We start from the raw sequence: 18,929 nt of genomic DNA on the forward strand, positions 1-18,929 counted from the left end.
GCGGAGGAAAACACTTACCTTGTTTCACAATTATTGCTGTTGTTAAGCTCATTGACTTAGTTAAGGCGTATTCCTAAACACTCTGGTGCTGTTTTAGCGGAAGTTCCGCTATTAGGGTAAAAGTAAAGGGTTTTGAAAGCATATAACAGTTATTTAAAATTTATTGTATCAGGACACACATTTCGATCCTGTCTTTGGAGTAGCTAAAAGATGCGATCGCATTCCTGGTGTATAAGTAGCTCAGTGTTAAAAATTATCGCTATGGCAAGGCAGAAGGCAGAAGGCAGGAGGCAGGAGGCAGGAGGCAGGAGGCAGGAGGCAGGAGGCAGGAGGCAGGAGGCAGGAGGCAGGAGGCAGGAGGCAGGAGGGTTTGAGCCTAGTTTATTTTTCTTAACATAGTTGTGTTTTTTCCCACCGACTTACTTACTTAATTTTGGTTTTTAAGCCTAAAATTATTGCTTCGTAAACAGCTAAATTCAGTTATATTGAGATTTTATTTATGATCATCTCTAAGATAGATGACGTTTATTAACTATTAGATGCTCTAGATTTGGAAAAGTGATTTTTACTGATAAATTGATGGATTTATTAATACAAACCTGACTCTATTGGTGATGCGATCGCCTTGGTGAAATGGTACTAATATTCGAGTCAGTTTAACTATGGTTCCCTACCACTATGAAACCAGATGCGATCGCAACTCTCTGGCAGGGTATGACTCACGCTTCGATAGCTTCTGTGTTATCGACACCGATTAAAGATCCTGTACCCGTTTTTCTCATGATTTTGGCAATTATGTTAATTGCTCCCCTATTATTTGAGAAAATCCGCTTACCTGGGATTGTCGGCTTAATTTTAGCTGGGGTAATAGTTGGCCCCTATGGCTTAGGACTTTTGGCACGGGATACCACAATTGTGCTGTTAGGAACGGTGGGGTTGCTATTTCTCATGTTCATGGCAGGACTAGAAACTAGCTTAGATGACTTGAAATACAATGCTGATAAAGCTGTGATATTTGGGCTAGCTACCTTTGTTGTCCCAATGGCATTAGGCACAGCTGCCATGATGGGGATTGGCTATGGTTTATTACCTGCAATTTTAGTGGCTTCTTGTTTCGCTTCCCATACCCTGCTGGCACTACCCATCGTTAGCAAATTGGGAATCATGCGTTCTCAAGTTTTGACGACGACTTTAGGCGGTACGTTAATTACCAACATTTTGGCACTGTTGGTATTAGCAGTAGTAGTCAGGGCGCATCAAGGTAATTTAACTTTGAGTTTTTGGTTATTCTTGATTCCATCGTTAATTATTTACACTTTCCTGACTTTATGGGGTGTACCGCGTATTGGACAATGGTTCTTTCGGCGATTTGGACATGACGAAAGTGCAGAGTTTACTTTTGTTTTAGCTACTCTATTTGTAGTTTCTTACAGTGCGGAATTAGTGCAAGTTGAGCCGATTATTGGTGCTTTTTTGGCGGGAGTGGCTATTACTCAACTTATTCCCCAACTTAGCCCGTTAATGAATCGGATTCAATTTATTGGCAATACCTTGTTTGTTCCTTTTTTCCTGATTTCCGTGGGGATGTTAGTTAATCCCATGATTTTAATTCAAGAACCGCGATCGCTAGTAGTATCGGGTGTCATGGTGATTGTGGCTATTGTTGCTAAGTACATTCCTGCGTGGGGTGCAGGTAAATTATTCGGCTTGGACTTTAACAATATTATGGTGATGTTTGGGTTATCTGTAGCTCAAGCCGCCTCAACTTTGGCAGCAATCACCGTTGCTTACAATATTGAGTTGGTTGACCAATTAACAGTGAATGGTACAATCGCCATGATTTTAGTTACCTGTGTGGCTTCGCCTTGGGTAACAAATCAATGGGGACAAAAGATGAAACCAGAAGCCGCTAGTAGCCAAAAACTTCAGGAGGGCAGTTTAGGCGATCGCGTTTTAGTCCCTGTGGCTAACCCCAGCACGGAAGATAATCTCCTGAAACTAGCCATTATTCTGGCAAAATCAGCAGATGGAACTCTGCTACCCCTCCACATTCTCTTAGAAGAAAATACACCCATTTCCCCAGAGGCGAAAGCGAAACAAAACCAACTACTCTCAACGGCGGAAATGATCGCCCATGCAGCCGTTGCTAATGTCACACCTATTGCCAGAATTGACGAGTCAATTGATAAAGGTATTGCCCGCGTAGCTGAAGAAAAGCACGCCAGTGCGATTATCTGTGGTTGGAAAGGCTACTCGACTTATCAAGAAAACCTATTTGGCGGTGTAATTGATAAGATTGTGCAGCGTAGTGCAGTACCCGTTTTAGTGACGCGATTTCCCTTACCAATGGAACATACAAGGCGGGTATTTCTAGCTTTTACTACCCAACAGACTCGCATCAGTTCTTTTAACCAAAGCATTCAATTAGCCAAAAGCTTGGCGACAGAACTCAAAGCATCCCTGCAATTATTACAAGTTGTTTCGGTACGTGGCACAACTGGCGAGTTAACTGATTTAGAGTTACCACCAGATATAGCCATTCAACAGGTAAGAGGTAACTTTGTCCGTCAAGTGTCGCGGTTACTCAAAAGCAACGATTTACTGTTGTTGAATGGTGCAGTAGAACATCAAGGGCAGCTATTTTCATTATTTGGGAACGCACCAGAAGCGATCGCCCGTAACCACCCGGAAATTGCTATGATTATTGCCTACTTTCCTCAATAATGGGGATTGGGGACTGAGGACTGGGGACTAGGAAACACAGACAGAGGAAAGAAATGCCCCATGCCCAATTCCCCATGCCCCATGCTCAATTCCCCATCCCTAACACCCATGATTTACCCTGTTGTTTGGCAGAATAACTCAGTCACTTTAATTGATCAAACCCGTTTGCCTAATGAGTATGCCGTTGTAGAAATTCATCGTAGTGAAGACATGGCGCGGGCGATTAAAACTATGATTGTCCGGGGTGCGCCAGCTATTGGTGTGGCTGCGGCTTATGGGATGTATTTGGGGGCGAGGGAAATTCAGACAAGCGATCGCCAAAAGTTTTTAGCACATTTAGAACAAGTCACTGAGTTATTAGGTTCTACTCGTCCTACAGCCGTCAATTTATTTTGGGCAATTAATCGAATGCTACACACTGCCCAAAATACCCCAGGAACAGTAGAAGACATTCAACAAGTATTATTTAAAACAGCCCAAGCCATCAATGCTGAAGACTTGCACACTTGTCAGGCGATGGGGGATTATGGTTTGTCAGTCTTGCCCAAAACACCAGAAAAACTCACACTGCTGACTCACTGTAATGCTGGGGCTTTAGCTACAGCAGGTTACGGCACAGCTTTAGGGGTTGTACGTTCCGCTTGGCGCGAGGGACGCTTAGAGAGATTGTTTGCTGATGAAACCCGTCCCCGCCTACAAGGCGCAAAACTCACCGCTTGGGAATGTGTGCAAGAAGGCATTCCAGTTACGGTAATTACTGATAATATGGCAGCCCACTGTATGCAGCAGGGTTTAATTCATGCGGTTGTGGTAGGTGCAGATCGCATTGCTGCTAACGGTGACACCGCTAATAAAATTGGCACCTATAGTTTAGCTATTGTTGCTAAAGCCCATAATATTCCTTTCTTTGTCGCTGCACCTCTTTCTACCATTGATTTTGCATTATCTAATGGTAGTCAAATCCCCATTGAAGAACGTAACCCAGAAGAAGTCTACCAAGTTGGTGATACTATCCTGACACCATCGGGAGTGGAATTCTACAATCCTGCCTTTGATGTGACTCCAGCCGAGTTAATTTCAGCGATAATTACAGAAAAAGGTGCATTTCCTCCTGGGGAGTTGGAAGTGCTGAGTGGTAAATAAGTCATGCAAAAAACAGCATCATGCGATCGCTATTAAACTTTGTCACTCTGTGAACATTAAATTTTGAAAAATTTTCTTTATTAATAAACTTACATAGTTATATAGTTATATAGGCAAATTGCTTGAAATAGTAATTTACCACACTAAGACTTCCGCAACTGGCGCACAAAAACAAGGTTGCAGTTGGTTAATAGTCATTAGTTTTGCTTGGCACTATGGACTAATGACTATGGACTATTGACAAAAGAAAGGCAGAGGGCAGAGGGCAGAAGGGAAGAAAACTGCTTGTTGGGTTCAAGCCCCAACGCCAGTTCTCTTAAGTCAGGAAACCCTTTCGGTGGTCGCACCCTTACGGGAAGGCTTACGCCAACATGGGGGAAACCCCCTTCCCTGCGGGACGCTCCGCGAACGCGAAGCGTCTCGTAGAGAAGACCGCGCCACCTCACCACGAGACTGGCTCCCCCTTGTGGGTGGCTTTTTCCTCCTTCTGCCTCCTACCTCCTGCCTTCTGCCTTCGATTGACTCCTCTGGTAAGAATTGGGAGGTAAATGATGCGAATTATGATGATTCAGCCCAATTATCATTCTGGTGGCGCAGAAATTGCGGGAAATTGGCCACCAAGTTGGGTTCCCTATGTGGGTGGGGCTTTGAAGACAGCTGGCTTTAGCGATATTTGCTTTATTGATGCCATGACCGATGATATTACTGATGATGTTTTAGCGAAGATGATCGCCAAACATCAGCCAGATGTCGTATTGGCAACGGCAATCACGCCGATGATTTACAAATCGGAAAGCACCCTGAAGATTGTGAAAGAAGTTTGCCCCCAAGCAAAGACAATTATGGGCGGGGTTCACCCTACTTATATGTATAGTGAAGTTCTCCATGAAGCCCCTTGGGTAGATTACATTATTCGGGGAGAGGGGGAAGAGATTACAGTTAATTTACTGAAGGCGATCGCTAATGGTACTGTAGACAGTAATCGCCGCAATATTTTAGGTATAGCCTTCCTAGAAGATGGGCAAGTCATCGCTACACCAGCCCATCCCCCGATTGCTGATTTGGATACCCTTACCCCAGATTGGAGCCTGTTAGATTGGAGTAAATATATTTATACTCCTCTCAACGTGCGGGTAGCTGTTCCTAACTATGCTAGAGGATGTCCTTTCACCTGCCGTTTTTGTTCCCAGTGGAAATTCTGGCGTAAATACCGTTCCAGCACTCCCAAACAATTCGTTGATCAAATTGAAATCTTGGTGAAAAAACACAAAGTTGGTTTTTTTATTCTTGCTGATGAAGAACCAACCATTAACAAACCCAAATTTATCGCCTTGTGTAATGAGTTAATAGAACGCAATTTGGGTGTTCACTGGGGAATCAATACCAGGGTGACAGATATATTACGAGATGAGCAAGAATTACCACTTTACCGTCAAGCCGGACTGGTTCATGTTTCCTTGGGTACAGAAGCAGCCGCACAGCTAAAGTTGAATTTGTTCCGTAAAGAAACGACTATCGAACAAAACAAGCGGGCGATTCAACTGTTAAAGCAAAATGGGATGGTAGCCGAGGCTCAATTTATCATGGGTTTGGAGAACGAAACCCCAGAAACGATTGAGGAAACCTATCAGATGGCTTTGGATTGGAAAGCAGACATGGCAAACTGGAATATGTTTACCCCTTGGCCATTTTCCGAGTTATTTGAGGATTTAGGCGATCGCGTAGAAGTTCGAGATTATTCTCAATATAACTTTGTCACCCCAATCATGAAACCAGATGCAATGGAACGGGAGGATGTTCTTAAGGGAGTGCTGCGAAATTACGCCCGTTTTTACCTCCGCAAAACCGTTGAATATTGGTTTGTCAAAGATCCCTTTAAGCGCAAATATCTTTTAGGTTGTTTGAAAGCTTTTGTGAAAACTACCCTTAATAAACGTTTCTACAACTTGAAACGAGTAAAATACAACGGTTTACATACCGAAATTGAGCTAGGTTTTGATGAGTCGAAGATTCTCACCCGTGAACAAATCACCCAGCGCAAGCAAGAACATCCAGAACTGGTGGCAGATGTAAATTTTACAGGCAATATTTCTGCCTGTGGCGCACCCAATGAACTGCCGGAATTTGTTGAGCAAGAACAAGTTTAACTTCTATCCCGCAGGTAATCATCAGCGATTAGCATTTGTTCGAGAGTCAATCATTAGACATTTCCTGTTTGTCAACAGATTGACAAAGCCCCTTCGGGGCGGGTGTGGGGTGTAGGGTGTGGGGTGTAGGGTGTGGGGTGTAGGGTGTGGAGTGTAGGGTGTGGGGTGTAGTGAAAAAATAGCCCCGTTCGCGCAGCGTCTGTCCACGACACGCTCCGCGAACGCCAGAGAAAAAATCCTTGTATCCCTGCTCCGCGAACGTAGAGAAGGTAGGTTGAAACCCCACAAGAAAGTGAGTGGCTTGTTTCCCCTACACCCTACACCCTACCCCCTACACCCTTCCACTATCAATTATCAATCACTTCCCTCATGCCTAAACTAAAAACGGACGGGCTAAGAAAAAGCTGGAAATTGTCTTAGCATCTACCGGTTCTCCTTCCAGGATGGCTTTCTCCAATTCTTCGGGAGTGAAAAAGATAATCTCAATATCTTCGTCTTCTTCTGGCGCTGGTGGAGTATCCAGCTTTTCTAAATCCCGTGCCAAAAAAGCGTAGAGAATCTCATCAGAATAGCCAGGTGCTAGGAAAAATTCGCCTAGTTTATCCCACTTTTGCGCGTTATAGCCAGTCTCTTCTTGAATTTCGCGTTTGACTGTCTCTAGGGGATCTTCATTAATTTCTACCGTCCCGGCGGGAAACTCTAATATCCTGCCTTGAATTGCAAACCGATATTGACGTACAAGTATCAGTTTACCTTCCGCAGTCACAGGCACAGCTAAAGCACCGCCAGGGTGACGAATACATTCCCATTCCCCTTCGGCTTTGTTGGGTAAACGCAAACGATTTACTTCAAAATCAAACTTGCGTCCTTTATAAAATAAGCGTTGCTTTAATAGCTGTGGTAATTCTCTACCTATTGGCATAGTGAAATAATGTTGTTTTTACTTGCACAAAACAACCTGGGGGTGATAATCGCACCAGCGTTTTCTGCATTGATGGGTGGTAATTTTAACTGCCCTTTAACAAATGTACATCAGAACAGTCTACTTTTTTTACCAGTTCTTTTATCTCTAATCCGGAAACTGGCTCTGGCCAATCGGGGGCAATTTCGACTAACGGCACTAAGACAAAGGCGCGTTCGTGCATTCGCGGATGGGGAATTTGCAGAGTTGGGGTATCAATAATCAAATCATCATACAGCAGTATATCTAAATCCAGCGATCGCGGCCCCCAACGTTGTTGCCGTACCCGCCCAAATTTTTGTTCTGTCGCCAGCAATGTGTCTAATAATGCCTGGGGACTGATTTCTACTTGCAAAATCACACAGCCATTAATGTAATCTGGTTGTGGTGGCCCTACGGCTTTAGTTCTATACCAACTAGATTTTGCTTCTAGTTTGATGCCTGGCATCGCAGCTAATTCCTGGGTTGCTGCTGCTAAAATTGCCACAGAATCGCCAAGATTACTGCCTAGGGCTAAGGCACTACGTCTGACTTTGGTGATCTCTCCCTGATGCAACAAATCACTATTTAGATAGATTGATATATTCCCTCACCAAAATTTTTTAATACTTTGGATAGTGTTTTTAAGAATTAAAAATTCATTAAAACAAAGTAATTCTATTGAGCTATTTAAAGATTAACTGAATATTAAAAACTTTTTTATGTAGCAATGAATTCAGTTAATTCTTTATGAGATATTATACTAACACGGAAAGTAGTGTTCTCAGCCAAAAACTCCCATTTGGTAGTTAGCTAGTCACTATATTCAGCTACGAACTAATCTGGAGAAACTTAACTCCTAGTTCCAGCCAGCAGTTAAATTGACTCAGACAAGGAGGAACCGCACTTGTCATCTGGTAATCATCTTAAAAACGAGGAATCCACAAATGAGCATTTACCACCCAAGAGGTTGGTGAAAGTAAGACAGTTACTGCACCAGATGAGTAGTGCCACCTCTGGGATCATGGGCAGGTTCAGTAGCCGAGAACGTCCAATTTATCGGCGTGTGTGGTTTTGGGCGGGGTTAAGTGTAGGGGGTGGGATCATTGCTGTTAGCTACTTTATTTCTACAATTGATCAGACACTACCCGATAAATCGGAACTGCAAGCCGTCATCCGAGAGCAAACATTAACTATCAAAGCTGTTGATGGCAGTATATTACAACAGCAAGGGGAAGCCACTAGAGAAGCCCTGAATTTAGAAAAGATACCAGATAACCTTAAAAAAGCTTTTATTGCGATTGAAGATAGAAGGTTTGAGCAACACAGTGGCATTGATCCCCAAGGCATTATTAGAGCAGCTATTAATAATTTGCGATCGCAAAATGTGGTAGAAGGTGGTAGTACAATCACCCAACAGTTAGCGCGGATTCTATTTTTAAAACAAGAACGCACCATCTGGCGAAAACTCAAAGAAGTCCGCCTGGCCCAGAAATTAGAACAAGAGTTAACTAAAGACCAAATTCTAGAGCGTTATTTAAATTTAGTGTATTTGGGATCAGGGGCTTATGGTGTAGCCGATGCAGCCTGGGTGTACTTCAGTAAACCCGTAGATCAACTGACATTGGCAGAAGCGGCGACAATTGCCGGACTCGCCCCTGCGCCTAGTTCCTATTCCCCAGCTACTAATCCCACAGTTGCCCAACAAAGACGGAATTTAGTCTTGCAAAGGATGCAAGAAGAAGGATTTATCACAGCTGCCCAAAGACAAGCCGCATCACAACAGCCAATCAAACTGCAATCTAGTTTACCTAAGCGATTACAATTAGTAGCCCCTTACTTTAGTACCTACGTTCTGCAAGAATTGCCGAAGTACGTTCCCTCGGATGTTCTGGCCAATGGGGGTTTAATTGTGGAAACGACTTTGAACCCAACTTGGCAAAAAGCAGCCGAAGCCGCAGTTGAGAAAACCTTGAAAAATCAAGGACGCTGGCAAAACTTCACACAAGCATCTTTGGTAGCCATCGACCCCCGCAACGGTGAAATTCAGGCAATGGTAGGGGGTAAAAACTTTGGCAAAAACCAATTTAATCGTGTCACCCAAGCCAAACGCCAACCGGGATCAACATTTAAAGGCTTTGTTTATGCTGCGGCGATCGCCACAGGTAAAAGCCCCAACGACAGCTATTTAGATGCGCCTTTTGTCGTCGATGACTACGAACCCAAAAACTACGGTGAAACCTTCCGGGGTTCTATGAGTATCCGTGATGCCCTCACCCGTTCTGTAAATGTGGTGGCAGTGAAAGTATTACTAGATGTAGGATTTGAACCCATCATTAACGTAGCCCATAATATGGGCATTAAATCTAAACTGCTACCGACTTACTCACTAGCTCTTGGTTCTAATGAGGTGACTTTACTAGAATTAACTAGCGCCTACGGTACTTTTGCCACCCAAGGACTATATACTGAACCTCATGGCATTCGCCGGGTTTTGAACCGCAAAGGTGAAGTGGTTTGGTCTGCTGATTTCCAACCCAAGCGAGCCATTGATCCTACTACTGTTGGCATCATGACTTGGATGCTACGCAATGTTGTCGAAGCTGGTACAGGTGCAGCCGCCCAATTAGGTAATCGACCAGTAGCCGGGAAAACAGGCACTTCCGATGAAGCCCGTGATTTGTGGTTTATTGGCTACATTCCCCAAGTAGTCACAGGGGTATGGTTGGGTAACGATAACAACCGCCCCACCTCTGGCAGTAGTGGTAGTGCCGCTTACACTTGGCATGAATTTATGGAAGTAGCAGTAGAAGGAATGCCCATAGAAAAGTTTCCCCCCAGACCTAAATTAGAAGGACGCAAAGGCAGCATCAAAGCTAAACCCATTAAGCCAGGAAAAATTATCAATGGTTCCCTGAAATCTGATGAAAAATCAGGACAACAGGACACCAGCTCATCGAGGCGGCGCAGAAGCAGGTTACAGCAAACAGATGATAACTCGAATTCATCCAGAAGACGGCGGCGTTATCGTCGTAGCCAAGCATCAAATTCTAGTGTTGTTGCAGCGCCTCCTCCCACACGACGGCGCACAAGAACAGTAGAATCAGATGCTTCCACCCCGCGCAATTCGGGACAGTCTTCAACTCCAGCCAGTTCCCCGTCACCTTCTTGGCGTGAGAGACTCAGACCCAGGTCATCTGCATCTGAATAAATGAGTAGTGAGTAATGAGTAATGAGTAATGAGTAATACCCACTACTTATTACTTATTACTCATTACTTCAAAATTAAAGACAGTTGGAGTCGGGGATTTAAACCCCAACTCAACTGATACTACGTGTAGACGTAGGGGTCTTAAACCCTTGAATTTACGATAAAACACGGTACTGTATACTGTGCAGTACACTAAATAATGATGCAATCAGGAAACTCAACTTGAAATTTTGAGTAGGAATTTATGCTGCAAGACCTTCTGTAGCGCCACCGATTGACTTCCAGGCATGAAAACCGCCCTTAATTTCAAAGGCATCAATAAAACCAGCTGCTCGTAAGATGTATACTGCACGGGCTGATTGTTCTTCATTGTCGCCATAGACGTAAATCAGACGACCCTTGTGTAAAGCAGTGTTGGCTTTTTGTGCCAATTCATCGACGGGAATTTGGATTGCCCCTGTGATGTGGCCTTGATTGTATGCGTGGCGATCGCGCACATCAACAATTGTAAAACCAGGTTGACCCCATTCCAAACGTAACTTTAATTCTTGTGCATCAGCTACTAAGTTATTACTCATAAGCATTGCTCGCTTACATCCTAAAAAGCAATCTACCAAGAATCCCCCATAAATCTACATTTCTTCACAATTAATAAAAGTTTGTAGGCAATAGTCATAAGCCATAAGTCATAAGTTATTAGTTATCATCTTTTTTGTTGCCTCTATCTCCCCCATCTCCCTCATCTCCCCCATCTCCCCTATCTCCCCCATCTTCCAATGGCATCTACTATCCAAGCTTTACCTCAAGAAGTCGTATATCTCATTACCGCCGGTGAAGTCATCGACTCTTTCGCGGCTGTGGTGCGGGAATTGGTGGAAAATGCTTTAGATGCAGGTGCGACAAGAATTATAGTTTCTCTGTGGCCACAACAGTGGCGTATCCGTGTGGCAGATAATGGTTGCGGCATGGATTTAGATGATTTGCAACAAGCCGCAGCAGCTCACAGCACCAGTAAAATTCGTTCTAGTGATGATTTGTGGAAAATTAATAGTTTGGGATTTCGGGGTGAGGCGTTACATAGTTTAGCTAATTTAGCAGATTTAGAGATTTTCAGCCGTTCCGCAGATGGAAATGTAGGATGGCGGGTTGTGTATGGTGATGGGGGGAAAGCTATGCAAGTAGAAGCCACAGCGATCGCTCCTGGTACAGTGGTGACAGTCTCGAATTTATTTGCCAATTGTGCAGCCCGTCGTCAAGGTTTACCTCCGGCAGCCCAGCAAATGAAAGCTGTACAAGCCACAATTCAAAACATCGCCCTGTGTCATCCTCAAGTCACTTGGCAAGTTTGGCAAGATGATCGCCAATGGTTTACCATCTCAAAAGCCGCTACAGTTGGACAACTCCTACCCCAACTTTTACCCCAAGTCCGACAAGGCGACTTACAAGAACTAACCCTGGAAATCTCCAATCCAGAAAAATCCCCACTCCCCACTCCCTACTCCCTACTCACCTTAGTAGTAGGCTTACCAGATAGATGTCATCGCCATCGTCCCGATTGGGTGCGGGTAGCGATTAACGGACGGATGGTGAAATCACCAGAATTAGAACAGACAATTTTGGCAGCATTTCACAAAACACTACCACGCGATCGCTATCCTATTTGTTTTCTCCATCTTGCCATTTCCCCCGACCAAATTAACTGGAATCGCAACCCCGCTAAAACCGAAATTTACCTCAACGAATTGAGTTATTGGCAAGAACAAATCACCCAAGCCATTAACCAAGCCCTGCGTTTAAGTTCTGCCAACCTCAAAGAATCAGTCCACACCACCAGAGTCAGTCAATTACTCAAAGCCGCCGAAGAAAAAGGTAATTACAACGTTAATCCTCAAAACTCCCCACTCCCCACTTCCCACTCCCTCAAAGCCGTTGCCCAAGTCAGCAATACCTACATCGTTGCCGAACATCCTGGGGGAATGTGGTTAGTAGAACAGCATATTGCCCATGAGCGAGTATTGTATGAGCAATTATGTGACCACTGGCAATTTGTCCCAGTAGAACCACCAATTATTCTTTATCAATTAACACCAGCCCAAGTTGCTCAACTGCAACGCATCGGTTTAGATATCGAACCCTTTGGCGAACAACTGTGGGCAGTGCGTAACCTTCCCGCCATGTTGCAGCACAGAGAAGATTGTGCTGACGCAATTGTAGAACTGAGTTGGGGCGGCGACTTACAAACCGCCCAAGTTGCCGTTGCTTGTCGCAGTGCTATTCGTAACGGGACACCGATGAGTTTACCAGAAATGCAAAAATTACTAGATGATTGGCAACGCACCCGCAACCCCCGCACCTGTCCCCACGGTCGCCCGATTTATTTATCATTAGATGAGTCGTCTTTATCTCGATTTTTCCGCCGTCACTGGGTAATCGGCAAAAGTCACGGTATCTGAGTTTTTATGCAATTTTTGTGAATTCAGGTACAAATTGATATAAGTATGAGTTGTAGAGACGTTGTATACAACGTCTCTACTTGGGCTGGAAGTAGTTCGCTTTCATACATATTTCGGGTGTGCGGTTTGGTGCAAGTCGTTTTTCGGTAACGTTGTAGTATTAGCCCATCACATCACTCGGAAAAGGCTCGAAATACCATCCTTCAGGCCTTTCAATCTCCTCTTCGTCTTCGTCATCCTCGTTGGAATCAAGTACCCCTCCCTCTAGTATCCACTCGATTGCTTCATCCAAGCTGCCTCCAGTCAGGAAAATCTCTTCGTAGTCAATCGGCAGTACATACAATCTGTCAGGTGCGGACGGATGAAAAATCAGCTCATCCCCGTTCCCTGTATCTGCGATGATGATGGACTCTAAAACTCGGTCTTTGGTCAAGAGGTCTGTTCCTTTGTCCCAGAAGTAAGACTCACTCCACCGATTCTGAAAATCGCGGTATTCCTGTTGAATACGCATCGGGCTGTAAACACGAACCGTGTCATTGAGGATTCCGATTCCCAATGTGGTTACATACTCTTTGTAACCTCTGGGCATCCGTGTATTAAGCACCTGTTCCAACTGGGTCACTTCGTCAGCCGTTACGCGAACTAAGTCTTCATTCATCAATTGAATATTGTTGTAGTCCATAGTAATTACCCACATATATCGTCAACTACTGGAATCTGAAGTAGCTTAACGAATAAGATGAACCACGGCATGAGACTTTGGCTCCAGCACCAAAACCTCTTGACCGTCCGGTTCATAAACTTTTTCAGTACATTCGTAGGGTGCGTCAGATTTGAATTTTTCGTTATTCTCAGAAAATTTTTGGTATCTGACGCACCCTAGAAGATAGGTTGAGTGTGACACCTGTGTAAGTCCTAACTTTCTTAGTATTTCTTGTTTGCTACTACTATATACAAATGCTATTATGTAGGAGGAGGCTTTGGGCGCGTATGTGCTTCATTGCCTTTTTAAATTTCAGTCCTGTCTTCCCTTGCACGCAAATCTGTAATTACTGCAAAGCTCCACACCGGGTAATTTGGATTTCCGTCTACTTCTCGAATAGCACGGTACCTAAGCCCAAGCAACTGTTCAGTCAAATCATCTAATTCTGAACGCCTTGGTTCATTCATTCCTTCAAAACGTACATTCCAAGAGGCAATGTAAGCGGACAAATCTGCAAGCTGTATACCTGTGGTTAAGTCGCTGTGTACAAAGAAAGGTTCGGGAATTATTTGACCTGCCCGACGTTTTCCTCTTGCAGTATATTTGAAGTATCTGTCCATCTGTTCAATCAGAATATGGCTCTGACTTTTTTCTAGCTCATCAAAAACAATAATTCCAGACAGGGATGTATCTTTATCTTCTAAAAAGTAGAAAAAACGTTCAAACAAGTAAGCATAATCTTTGCGGAGATGTAGAGCATTAGGACTAGGTGAATTTCTATCGATAATGCTTGCAAATACTCTACACCGAAAGCGTGAGCAAATATTGAATGCCTCGCGAACATATGCAAGCTTGGCTTGCGCTAATGCAGTTAGTGAATCTCTAGTTGCTGCCACCCCATTCTCAAGACACTGTTTTGCCAGACTACGACATTGATCTTCTGGAAAGAGGGGGAGTTGATTAGCAAGTCTATAAGTCTTTTTATTCAACAGCTTTTTAGCTTTTAACTCACGGCTGTTGGTACTGTAGCTCATTCCAAAATAACGTAGTTCTGCTTCCTGCAAAGCTTTCACTAAATTCCAAAGATCACGATCTTCTACTGCAACTCCTGCAAGCACCTCGTAGGGAGACTCTCTATGGTCTTGACCACTTTCATCTACAAACAGAAAATATGCCATCTAACTACAGTTAATAATACCTTTTGGTCTGTCTTTTTTTGTGCCATGTAATCAAACACTTCTTAGCTTACGCACTTTTGCGAAAGAGGAAGACACAACTGTTTATTATACATAAAATTTACGTATAACTACTGTTCACAGAGGAATTGTTCTCAGAATAATCGCATCCCTATAAGCTGTTTTATTAGATGCCTGGCAAATAGCATCTATATATCAAATTGAATATGTTTGATTACAACTCAGTATAAAGATATGTTGATGGGGATTTCTATCACTAATTCTGTACCCTTACCAATTTCGGAATTACACCGAATTTTCCCTTGATGCTGCTCAACAATGATTTGATAGCTAATCGATAAACCTAAACCTGTACCCTTACCAACTGGTTTAGTAGTAAAAAAAGGGTCAAATAAGTAGGGCTTCACACTCTCTGGTATCCCTGCACCATTGTCAGCAATGCGGATAGATATCCAATCAGAAGCTATAAATTCTGTACAAATAGTAATTATATTCTGACGTTCTGGGTTGTTTGTTATCGAGCGATCGCTATTGTATTCTTCTATAGCATCAATCGCATTACTAATAATATTCATGAATACCTGATTAATTTGTCCAGCATAGCAATATACCAAAGGTAAATTGCCATATTGTTTAATCACGTTAATACCTGGCGACTCTTCATTACCTTGTAAACGATGGGCCAAGATAACTAGAGTGCTTTCAATGCCTTCATGAATATCGACTTTTTTCAGTTCTGCTTCATCTAATCGTGAAAAAGTACGTAAAGACAACACAATTTGTCGGATACGTTCAGCACCAACCTCGACTGAAGATAAAATTTTGGGTAAATCTTCTAGTAAAAAATCTAGTTCAATTTCCTGAATTTGTTGCAGAATATTTGCCGGAGGATGAGCAACAAAATCTTGGTAAAGGCTTAAGAGATGCAAAACATCTTGAGTATACTTTTGGATATAGCCCAGATTGGCATAGATAAAATTCACTGGGTTATTAATCTCATGGGCAATACCAGCAACCAGTTGTCCTAAACTAGACATTTTTTCAGTTTGCACCAACTGCACTTGAGCTTTTTTGAGGCGTTTATTAGCTGCAACTAACTCCGCAGTTCGTGCCTCAACCAATTCTTGTAATTTTTCTCGATGTTGCTTGAGTTCTTCTTCAGCTTTTTGTCGTTCAGTTATATCACGTAAAACTAAAACTGCACTAGGGTTTCCCCCTTGAATCTGCACGTAAGCCCAAGAAACTTCTAAAATTAATTTTTTTTCTAATCTCTGAAACTCGTAGACTTCAGTAGCATTTAATTGATGTTTTAAAGCGCGAGCAACTGGGTGTAAATTTTCTGGAACGACTTCACCATGTCTGCTGAGTGGTAGTAAGTCCACAAGGTTAGCACCAAGAACTTGAAAACGAGTTCGTGCCACTAAATTATCAAAAGTTGCATTTGACCAATTGATTTTGCCATTTTCATCAGTCCAAGTGATGGCATCAATAATAGTACCAAGTGCCACCTCCATTCTGCCTAATGTGGCTCGTAGCTTATCAACTAAGGGGACTGAATCAAATTTCACATTTAATGCTCCTGTTCCATTCAGCTATACCTTTAATGTAGTAAAGGGAACAATTGCAAACATTCCCCTTCTCTTCCCCACTCCCACTATAAAGGACGGAGTATAGCACCAAAAATCCATTCCCCTTCCTGTTTTTCTGCTGTAATGAAATGTTCTGCATCAATTTCGCTGCCATCACTCCTGACAGCTTTCAGTTGTAGTGGATGATTGAGAACAGTAGGCTGTTCAGTCATGGCAAAGCGAGAAAAGCCTAGATGATGGGAATCATGGAAACTGCTGGGAATTACGGCTTCTAAGGTTTGGCCAATGATTTCTGCCTCTGTCCAGCCAAACACAAATTGAAAAGCATCGTTTACATAGATAATTAAACCTTGGTTATCAGTCATCAGGACTGGTAAATCGATTTCAGCCTTCATCTGTTGGAGTGTTTTCATGGTGCCTAACTGTCATGGGAAAGTTCTTCAGTTTCTATATTTCCCACTATGAGAAGCTAATTATCTATCTAATATCAAGTTCTATATTAATTTTTTTGTCTGTTGGTGATGAATACATAAGTTTTGGTAACGAATCAGGTTGCTGTCGTTACCGAAAATTTGGGTTTAAAGCCCCGTCCTTCTAGGACGGCTTTGGTGATATTATGTTTTTAGCGGTAAAGCGCACACATAAAAAACGAAGTAGGTCAAGCGGACGACTCCTGTAGACAAGCCGAAGGCTTGGCTTGTCGAAGACATCCGGAACCCTGGTAGTAAAAATCCTAAATCTTGTATAAATGTGGGAGTAAAGCAAAAATTCAAGAAATCATTTCAAACGCGGTCGGGTAGTCCGTGTATGCTTGTGGACGTATCCAAACGGGGAGATTTGAATATTTTATATTCAGGTTTCTAGGGAGGACGGATGAAGCAAGAATCCTCATGCCTTTAGGCTGAGGAGTGTCAACAACGCATATCTACATAATATTGTAGGTAAACAAGGTACAGTAGTATCAGCACATCAATAGGTAAAATGAAAGCTTACCAACTGTGCTGACTTTACCTCATAAATCTGTAATACGCTGTATCTGCACTTTATTTTGAATTTTGAATTGATTCATTGGGTTTTGGTGGGCAAAACTACATTACTTTTTTCGTCGTTTTGAGGACTAAAGTCCTGATTACAAACAAAACTTTAATTCTTAACCTCGAAAACGCTATTTCTGCCAGAATATATATTCTTGTTGTTGCGCAGAAATATGCTTAAATTCTTTGAGTAAGTATTCATGTGTTATGGCAGAAGTTGTATAAAATAATTGTTGTCTTCTGCGAGAAGTATAATCGAAAAATATCGCGAATCTATCTGATTTTATTGGTGGTTTACCTCGATGGAATATACTACCAGTGGCAGCAAAAATAACTGTGCCAGTTGTTCCTGTACATGATTGATATTTTTCTGGTGATATAATTTCTTGCATTCTTTGATCGCAAATATAACCAGATTTATAATTCAAATCTTTCACTACTTCTGATGTTAAATAATTGGGAATGTATTGAAATGGCCCTGTATATTCATCAACATCATTGAGATAAACTATAATTTTTATTACTTTACGGTCTTCTTTATCTATGTGCCATAGTCTTGAGCCTTGTTCTAATTGATTGGCGATATCTCTACGAAAATATGCACCATGATAGGCTACTGGTAAACCTAGATAATTTTCTACTATATTGAGTAAACGTTGTTCTAATCCCCATAAGAAAATTTCTGGATGCTCAAGCATTTGCTGGGCGTTAGCATGAACTACAAATTCATTTTGATCACCAGTAATACTTGGTGGAATTTTGGGCATCAAGTTTTCTGCTGCTTGGAAGAATTGCGGATGAGAGGCAATATTTAATTGTTCTAAAGAGGTAATTGCTACTCCTTCAGATTTGAGTTGTTTAACTATATCGATGTCAGTGTTTGAAAGTATGGGTAGATTGGGGATATGTTTTGCTATGGCTTTGAGATAAGCCATGTCATTTTGATATTTCAATAATGGTATTTCATAAATATTTCTTAAAATTCTGCTTTTAATTTTATGCAATGTTTTATTCATATTTTCTTTCTTCAAATTAAATACTTATCAAGATAATTGCCTAGAGTTTGTTAAACTATCCGACTGTAGTTATAAATTGGTAATACAAATGCCAATTTGCAACTACAAATAATACTTTGATGTTTGTATCCCTTACAGAAGGCGTAGCCATACTTATTTGTTGAGGTGGGGAATGGATATGAATCTGACTTTGCCCACCATACCTAGATTTTGCCAGGCAAAGCCCTACCTACGTGTATTTCAAAAATCACATCGGATTGCTATATAATCTTTCTGAGAATTTACGGAATTTCCGGCATCTGCGGCTATACTATCGCTGAAGGTAGATCAGAAATAACATGGTGCGGTTCGTTTTGACAGTAGCTTTACTGCTGCTTTTAGTAGCTTGTGGTAATATCGGCTTGCTACCAACTAGCGAGTTAGTGCAGAAAGCGATCGCACTCCAGCTAGAACAAACCCAACAGCAACTCAATCAGCAATTAGATCTCAATTTTCAAGGGTTTGAAATTAAACACCTGAAAATTCGCCAGGAACAACCCCTGACAGTGCAGGATTTACCTGCTTTCCGGGTGCGGGGAACTTACGACTTAATTTTTCAGTTACCCAAGAGACAGTTAACAAAACTGCAACAGCCCTTTGATGTGTATCTGCAAATTCAACAAGAAGGTAAAACTTGGCGGTTGCTGTTACCAGATAAAGGTAATCAAGAGACTCCAGGGGTTTGGCGGAGTTATTTGATACCGTAGATGATGTATGCAGATCAAAAAAGCATC

14 protein-coding genes are annotated in these 18,929 nt (G+C 42.4%); 6 read left to right on the forward strand and 8 right to left on the reverse strand.

Translation table 11 applies throughout. The annotated features are described in order from the left end of the window. Positions 1 to 678: 678 nt before the first annotated feature. The 3 genes from NOS7524_RS01895 (at position 679) to bchE (ending at position 6,014) form a co-directional block, all read left to right on the forward strand. Positions 679 to 2,724 (forward strand): cation:proton antiporter domain-containing protein, encoded by a 2,046-nt coding sequence (locus NOS7524_RS01895; RefSeq protein WP_015136764.1) that lies wholly within the window; start codon positions 679 to 681, stop codon positions 2,722 to 2,724. Positions 2,725 to 2,832: 108 nt separating this feature from the next. Next, complete coding sequence (mtnA, locus tag NOS7524_RS01900) at positions 2,833 to 3,867, forward strand: S-methyl-5-thioribose-1-phosphate isomerase (RefSeq protein WP_041555500.1); 1,035 nt, start codon at positions 2,833 to 2,835, stop codon at positions 3,865 to 3,867. A 551-nt stretch (positions 3,868 to 4,418) separates the two neighbouring features. Next, positions 4,419 to 6,014: a magnesium-protoporphyrin IX monomethyl ester anaerobic oxidative cyclase gene (gene bchE, locus NOS7524_RS01905; protein ID WP_015136766.1), complete on the forward strand. Its 1,596-nt coding sequence runs from the start codon at positions 4,419 to 4,421 to the stop codon at positions 6,012 to 6,014. A gap of 373 nt (positions 6,015 to 6,387) precedes the next feature. On the opposite strand, the gene NOS7524_RS01910 is transcribed toward bchE, so the two are convergent. Together NOS7524_RS01910 and folK are read right to left on the reverse strand one after the other, a co-directional pair. Then, on the reverse strand, positions 6,388 to 6,936 hold the full coding sequence (locus NOS7524_RS01910; RefSeq protein ID WP_015136767.1) for an NUDIX hydrolase: 549 nt from the start codon (positions 6,934 to 6,936) through the stop codon (positions 6,388 to 6,390). A gap of 85 nt (positions 6,937 to 7,021) precedes the next feature. Next, positions 7,022 to 7,534, reverse strand: a complete 513-nt coding sequence (folK, locus tag NOS7524_RS01915; protein WP_015136768.1) for a 2-amino-4-hydroxy-6-hydroxymethyldihydropteridine diphosphokinase — start codon at positions 7,532 to 7,534, stop codon at positions 7,022 to 7,024. A 327-nt stretch (positions 7,535 to 7,861) separates the two neighbouring features. Here folK and NOS7524_RS01920 point away from each other — a divergent pair, with 327 nt between their 5' ends. Beyond that, on the forward strand, positions 7,862 to 10,165 hold the full coding sequence (locus NOS7524_RS01920; RefSeq protein WP_015136769.1) for a transglycosylase domain-containing protein: 2,304 nt from the start codon (positions 7,862 to 7,864) through the stop codon (positions 10,163 to 10,165). Between the two features lie 242 nt (positions 10,166 to 10,407). Here NOS7524_RS01920 and NOS7524_RS01925 read toward each other — a convergent pair whose 3' ends face one another. Then, complete coding sequence (locus NOS7524_RS01925; protein ID WP_041555081.1) at positions 10,408 to 10,743, reverse strand: rhodanese-like domain-containing protein; 336 nt, start codon at positions 10,741 to 10,743, stop codon at positions 10,408 to 10,410. Between the two features lie 198 nt (positions 10,744 to 10,941). Between NOS7524_RS01925 and mutL the strand changes: the two genes are divergently transcribed. Then, a complete protein-coding gene (mutL, locus tag NOS7524_RS01930) occupies positions 10,942 to 12,618 on the forward strand; it encodes a DNA mismatch repair endonuclease MutL (RefSeq protein WP_015136771.1) in 1,677 nt (558 codons plus the stop codon). 160 nt (positions 12,619 to 12,778) lie between these two features. On the opposite strand, the gene NOS7524_RS01935 is transcribed toward mutL, so the two are convergent. The 5 genes from NOS7524_RS01935 to NOS7524_RS01955 form a co-directional block, all read right to left on the reverse strand. Then, positions 12,779 to 13,300: an SMI1/KNR4 family protein gene (locus tag NOS7524_RS01935; protein ID WP_051039174.1), complete on the reverse strand. Its 522-nt coding sequence runs from the start codon at positions 13,298 to 13,300 to the stop codon at positions 12,779 to 12,781. Positions 13,301 to 13,626: 326 nt separating this feature from the next. Then, positions 13,627 to 14,499 (reverse strand): DUF3800 domain-containing protein, encoded by an 873-nt coding sequence (locus NOS7524_RS01940; protein WP_015136773.1) that lies wholly within the window; start codon positions 14,497 to 14,499, stop codon positions 13,627 to 13,629. Positions 14,500 to 14,738: 239 nt separating this feature from the next. Then, positions 14,739 to 16,085 carry a sensor histidine kinase gene (locus NOS7524_RS01945; protein WP_015136774.1) on the reverse strand — a complete coding sequence of 449 codons (1,347 nt, stop codon included), beginning with the start codon at positions 16,083 to 16,085 and terminating at the stop codon, positions 14,739 to 14,741. 86 nt (positions 16,086 to 16,171) lie between these two features. After that, a complete protein-coding gene (locus NOS7524_RS01950) occupies positions 16,172 to 16,519 on the reverse strand; it encodes a PAS domain S-box protein (protein WP_015136775.1) in 348 nt (115 codons plus the stop codon). Positions 16,520 to 17,271: 752 nt separating this feature from the next. After that, positions 17,272 to 18,156, reverse strand: coding sequence for a 2OG-Fe(II) oxygenase (locus NOS7524_RS01955; RefSeq protein WP_015136776.1), 885 nt, complete (start codon positions 18,154 to 18,156; stop codon positions 17,272 to 17,274). A 338-nt stretch (positions 18,157 to 18,494) separates the two neighbouring features. Between NOS7524_RS01955 and NOS7524_RS01960 the strand changes: the two genes are divergently transcribed. Next, positions 18,495 to 18,902, forward strand: a complete 408-nt coding sequence (locus NOS7524_RS01960; RefSeq protein ID WP_015136777.1) for a hypothetical protein — start codon at positions 18,495 to 18,497, stop codon at positions 18,900 to 18,902. The last annotated feature ends 27 nt before the right edge of the window (positions 18,903 to 18,929 follow it).

The sequence above is a fragment of the Nostoc sp. PCC 7524 genome, from assembly GCF_000316645.1.
GTDB lineage: Bacteria > Cyanobacteriota > Cyanobacteriia > Cyanobacteriales > Nostocaceae > Trichormus.

What these genes read in the sequence shown, in the direction of transcription:
- NOS7524_RS01895 (WP_015136764.1), top strand. Translation starts at nt 679, where the DNA reads ATGAAACCAGATGCGATCGCAACTCTCTGGCAGGGTATGACTCACGCT.
- mtnA (WP_041555500.1), top strand. Translation starts at nt 2,833, where the DNA reads ATGATTTACCCTGTTGTTTGGCAGAATAACTCAGTCACTTTAATTGAT.
- bchE (WP_015136766.1), top strand. Translation starts at nt 4,419, where the DNA reads ATGCGAATTATGATGATTCAGCCCAATTATCATTCTGGTGGCGCAGAA.
- NOS7524_RS01910 (WP_015136767.1), bottom strand. Translation starts at nt 6,936, where the DNA reads ATGCCAATAGGTAGAGAATTACCACAGCTATTAAAGCAACGCTTATTT.
- NOS7524_RS01925 (WP_041555081.1), bottom strand. Translation starts at nt 10,743, where the DNA reads ATGAGTAATAACTTAGTAGCTGATGCACAAGAATTAAAGTTACGTTTG.
- mutL (WP_015136771.1), top strand. Translation starts at nt 10,942, where the DNA reads ATGGCATCTACTATCCAAGCTTTACCTCAAGAAGTCGTATATCTCATT.
- NOS7524_RS01935 (WP_051039174.1), bottom strand. Translation starts at nt 13,300, where the DNA reads ATGGACTACAACAATATTCAATTGATGAATGAAGACTTAGTTCGCGTA.
- NOS7524_RS01940 (WP_015136773.1), bottom strand. Translation starts at nt 14,499, where the DNA reads ATGGCATATTTTCTGTTTGTAGATGAAAGTGGTCAAGACCATAGAGAG.
- NOS7524_RS01950 (WP_015136775.1), bottom strand. Translation starts at nt 16,519, where the DNA reads ATGAAAACACTCCAACAGATGAAGGCTGAAATCGATTTACCAGTCCTG.
- NOS7524_RS01955 (WP_015136776.1), bottom strand. Translation starts at nt 18,156, where the DNA reads ATGAATAAAACATTGCATAAAATTAAAAGCAGAATTTTAAGAAATATT.
- NOS7524_RS01960 (WP_015136777.1), top strand. Translation starts at nt 18,495, where the DNA reads ATGGTGCGGTTCGTTTTGACAGTAGCTTTACTGCTGCTTTTAGTAGCT.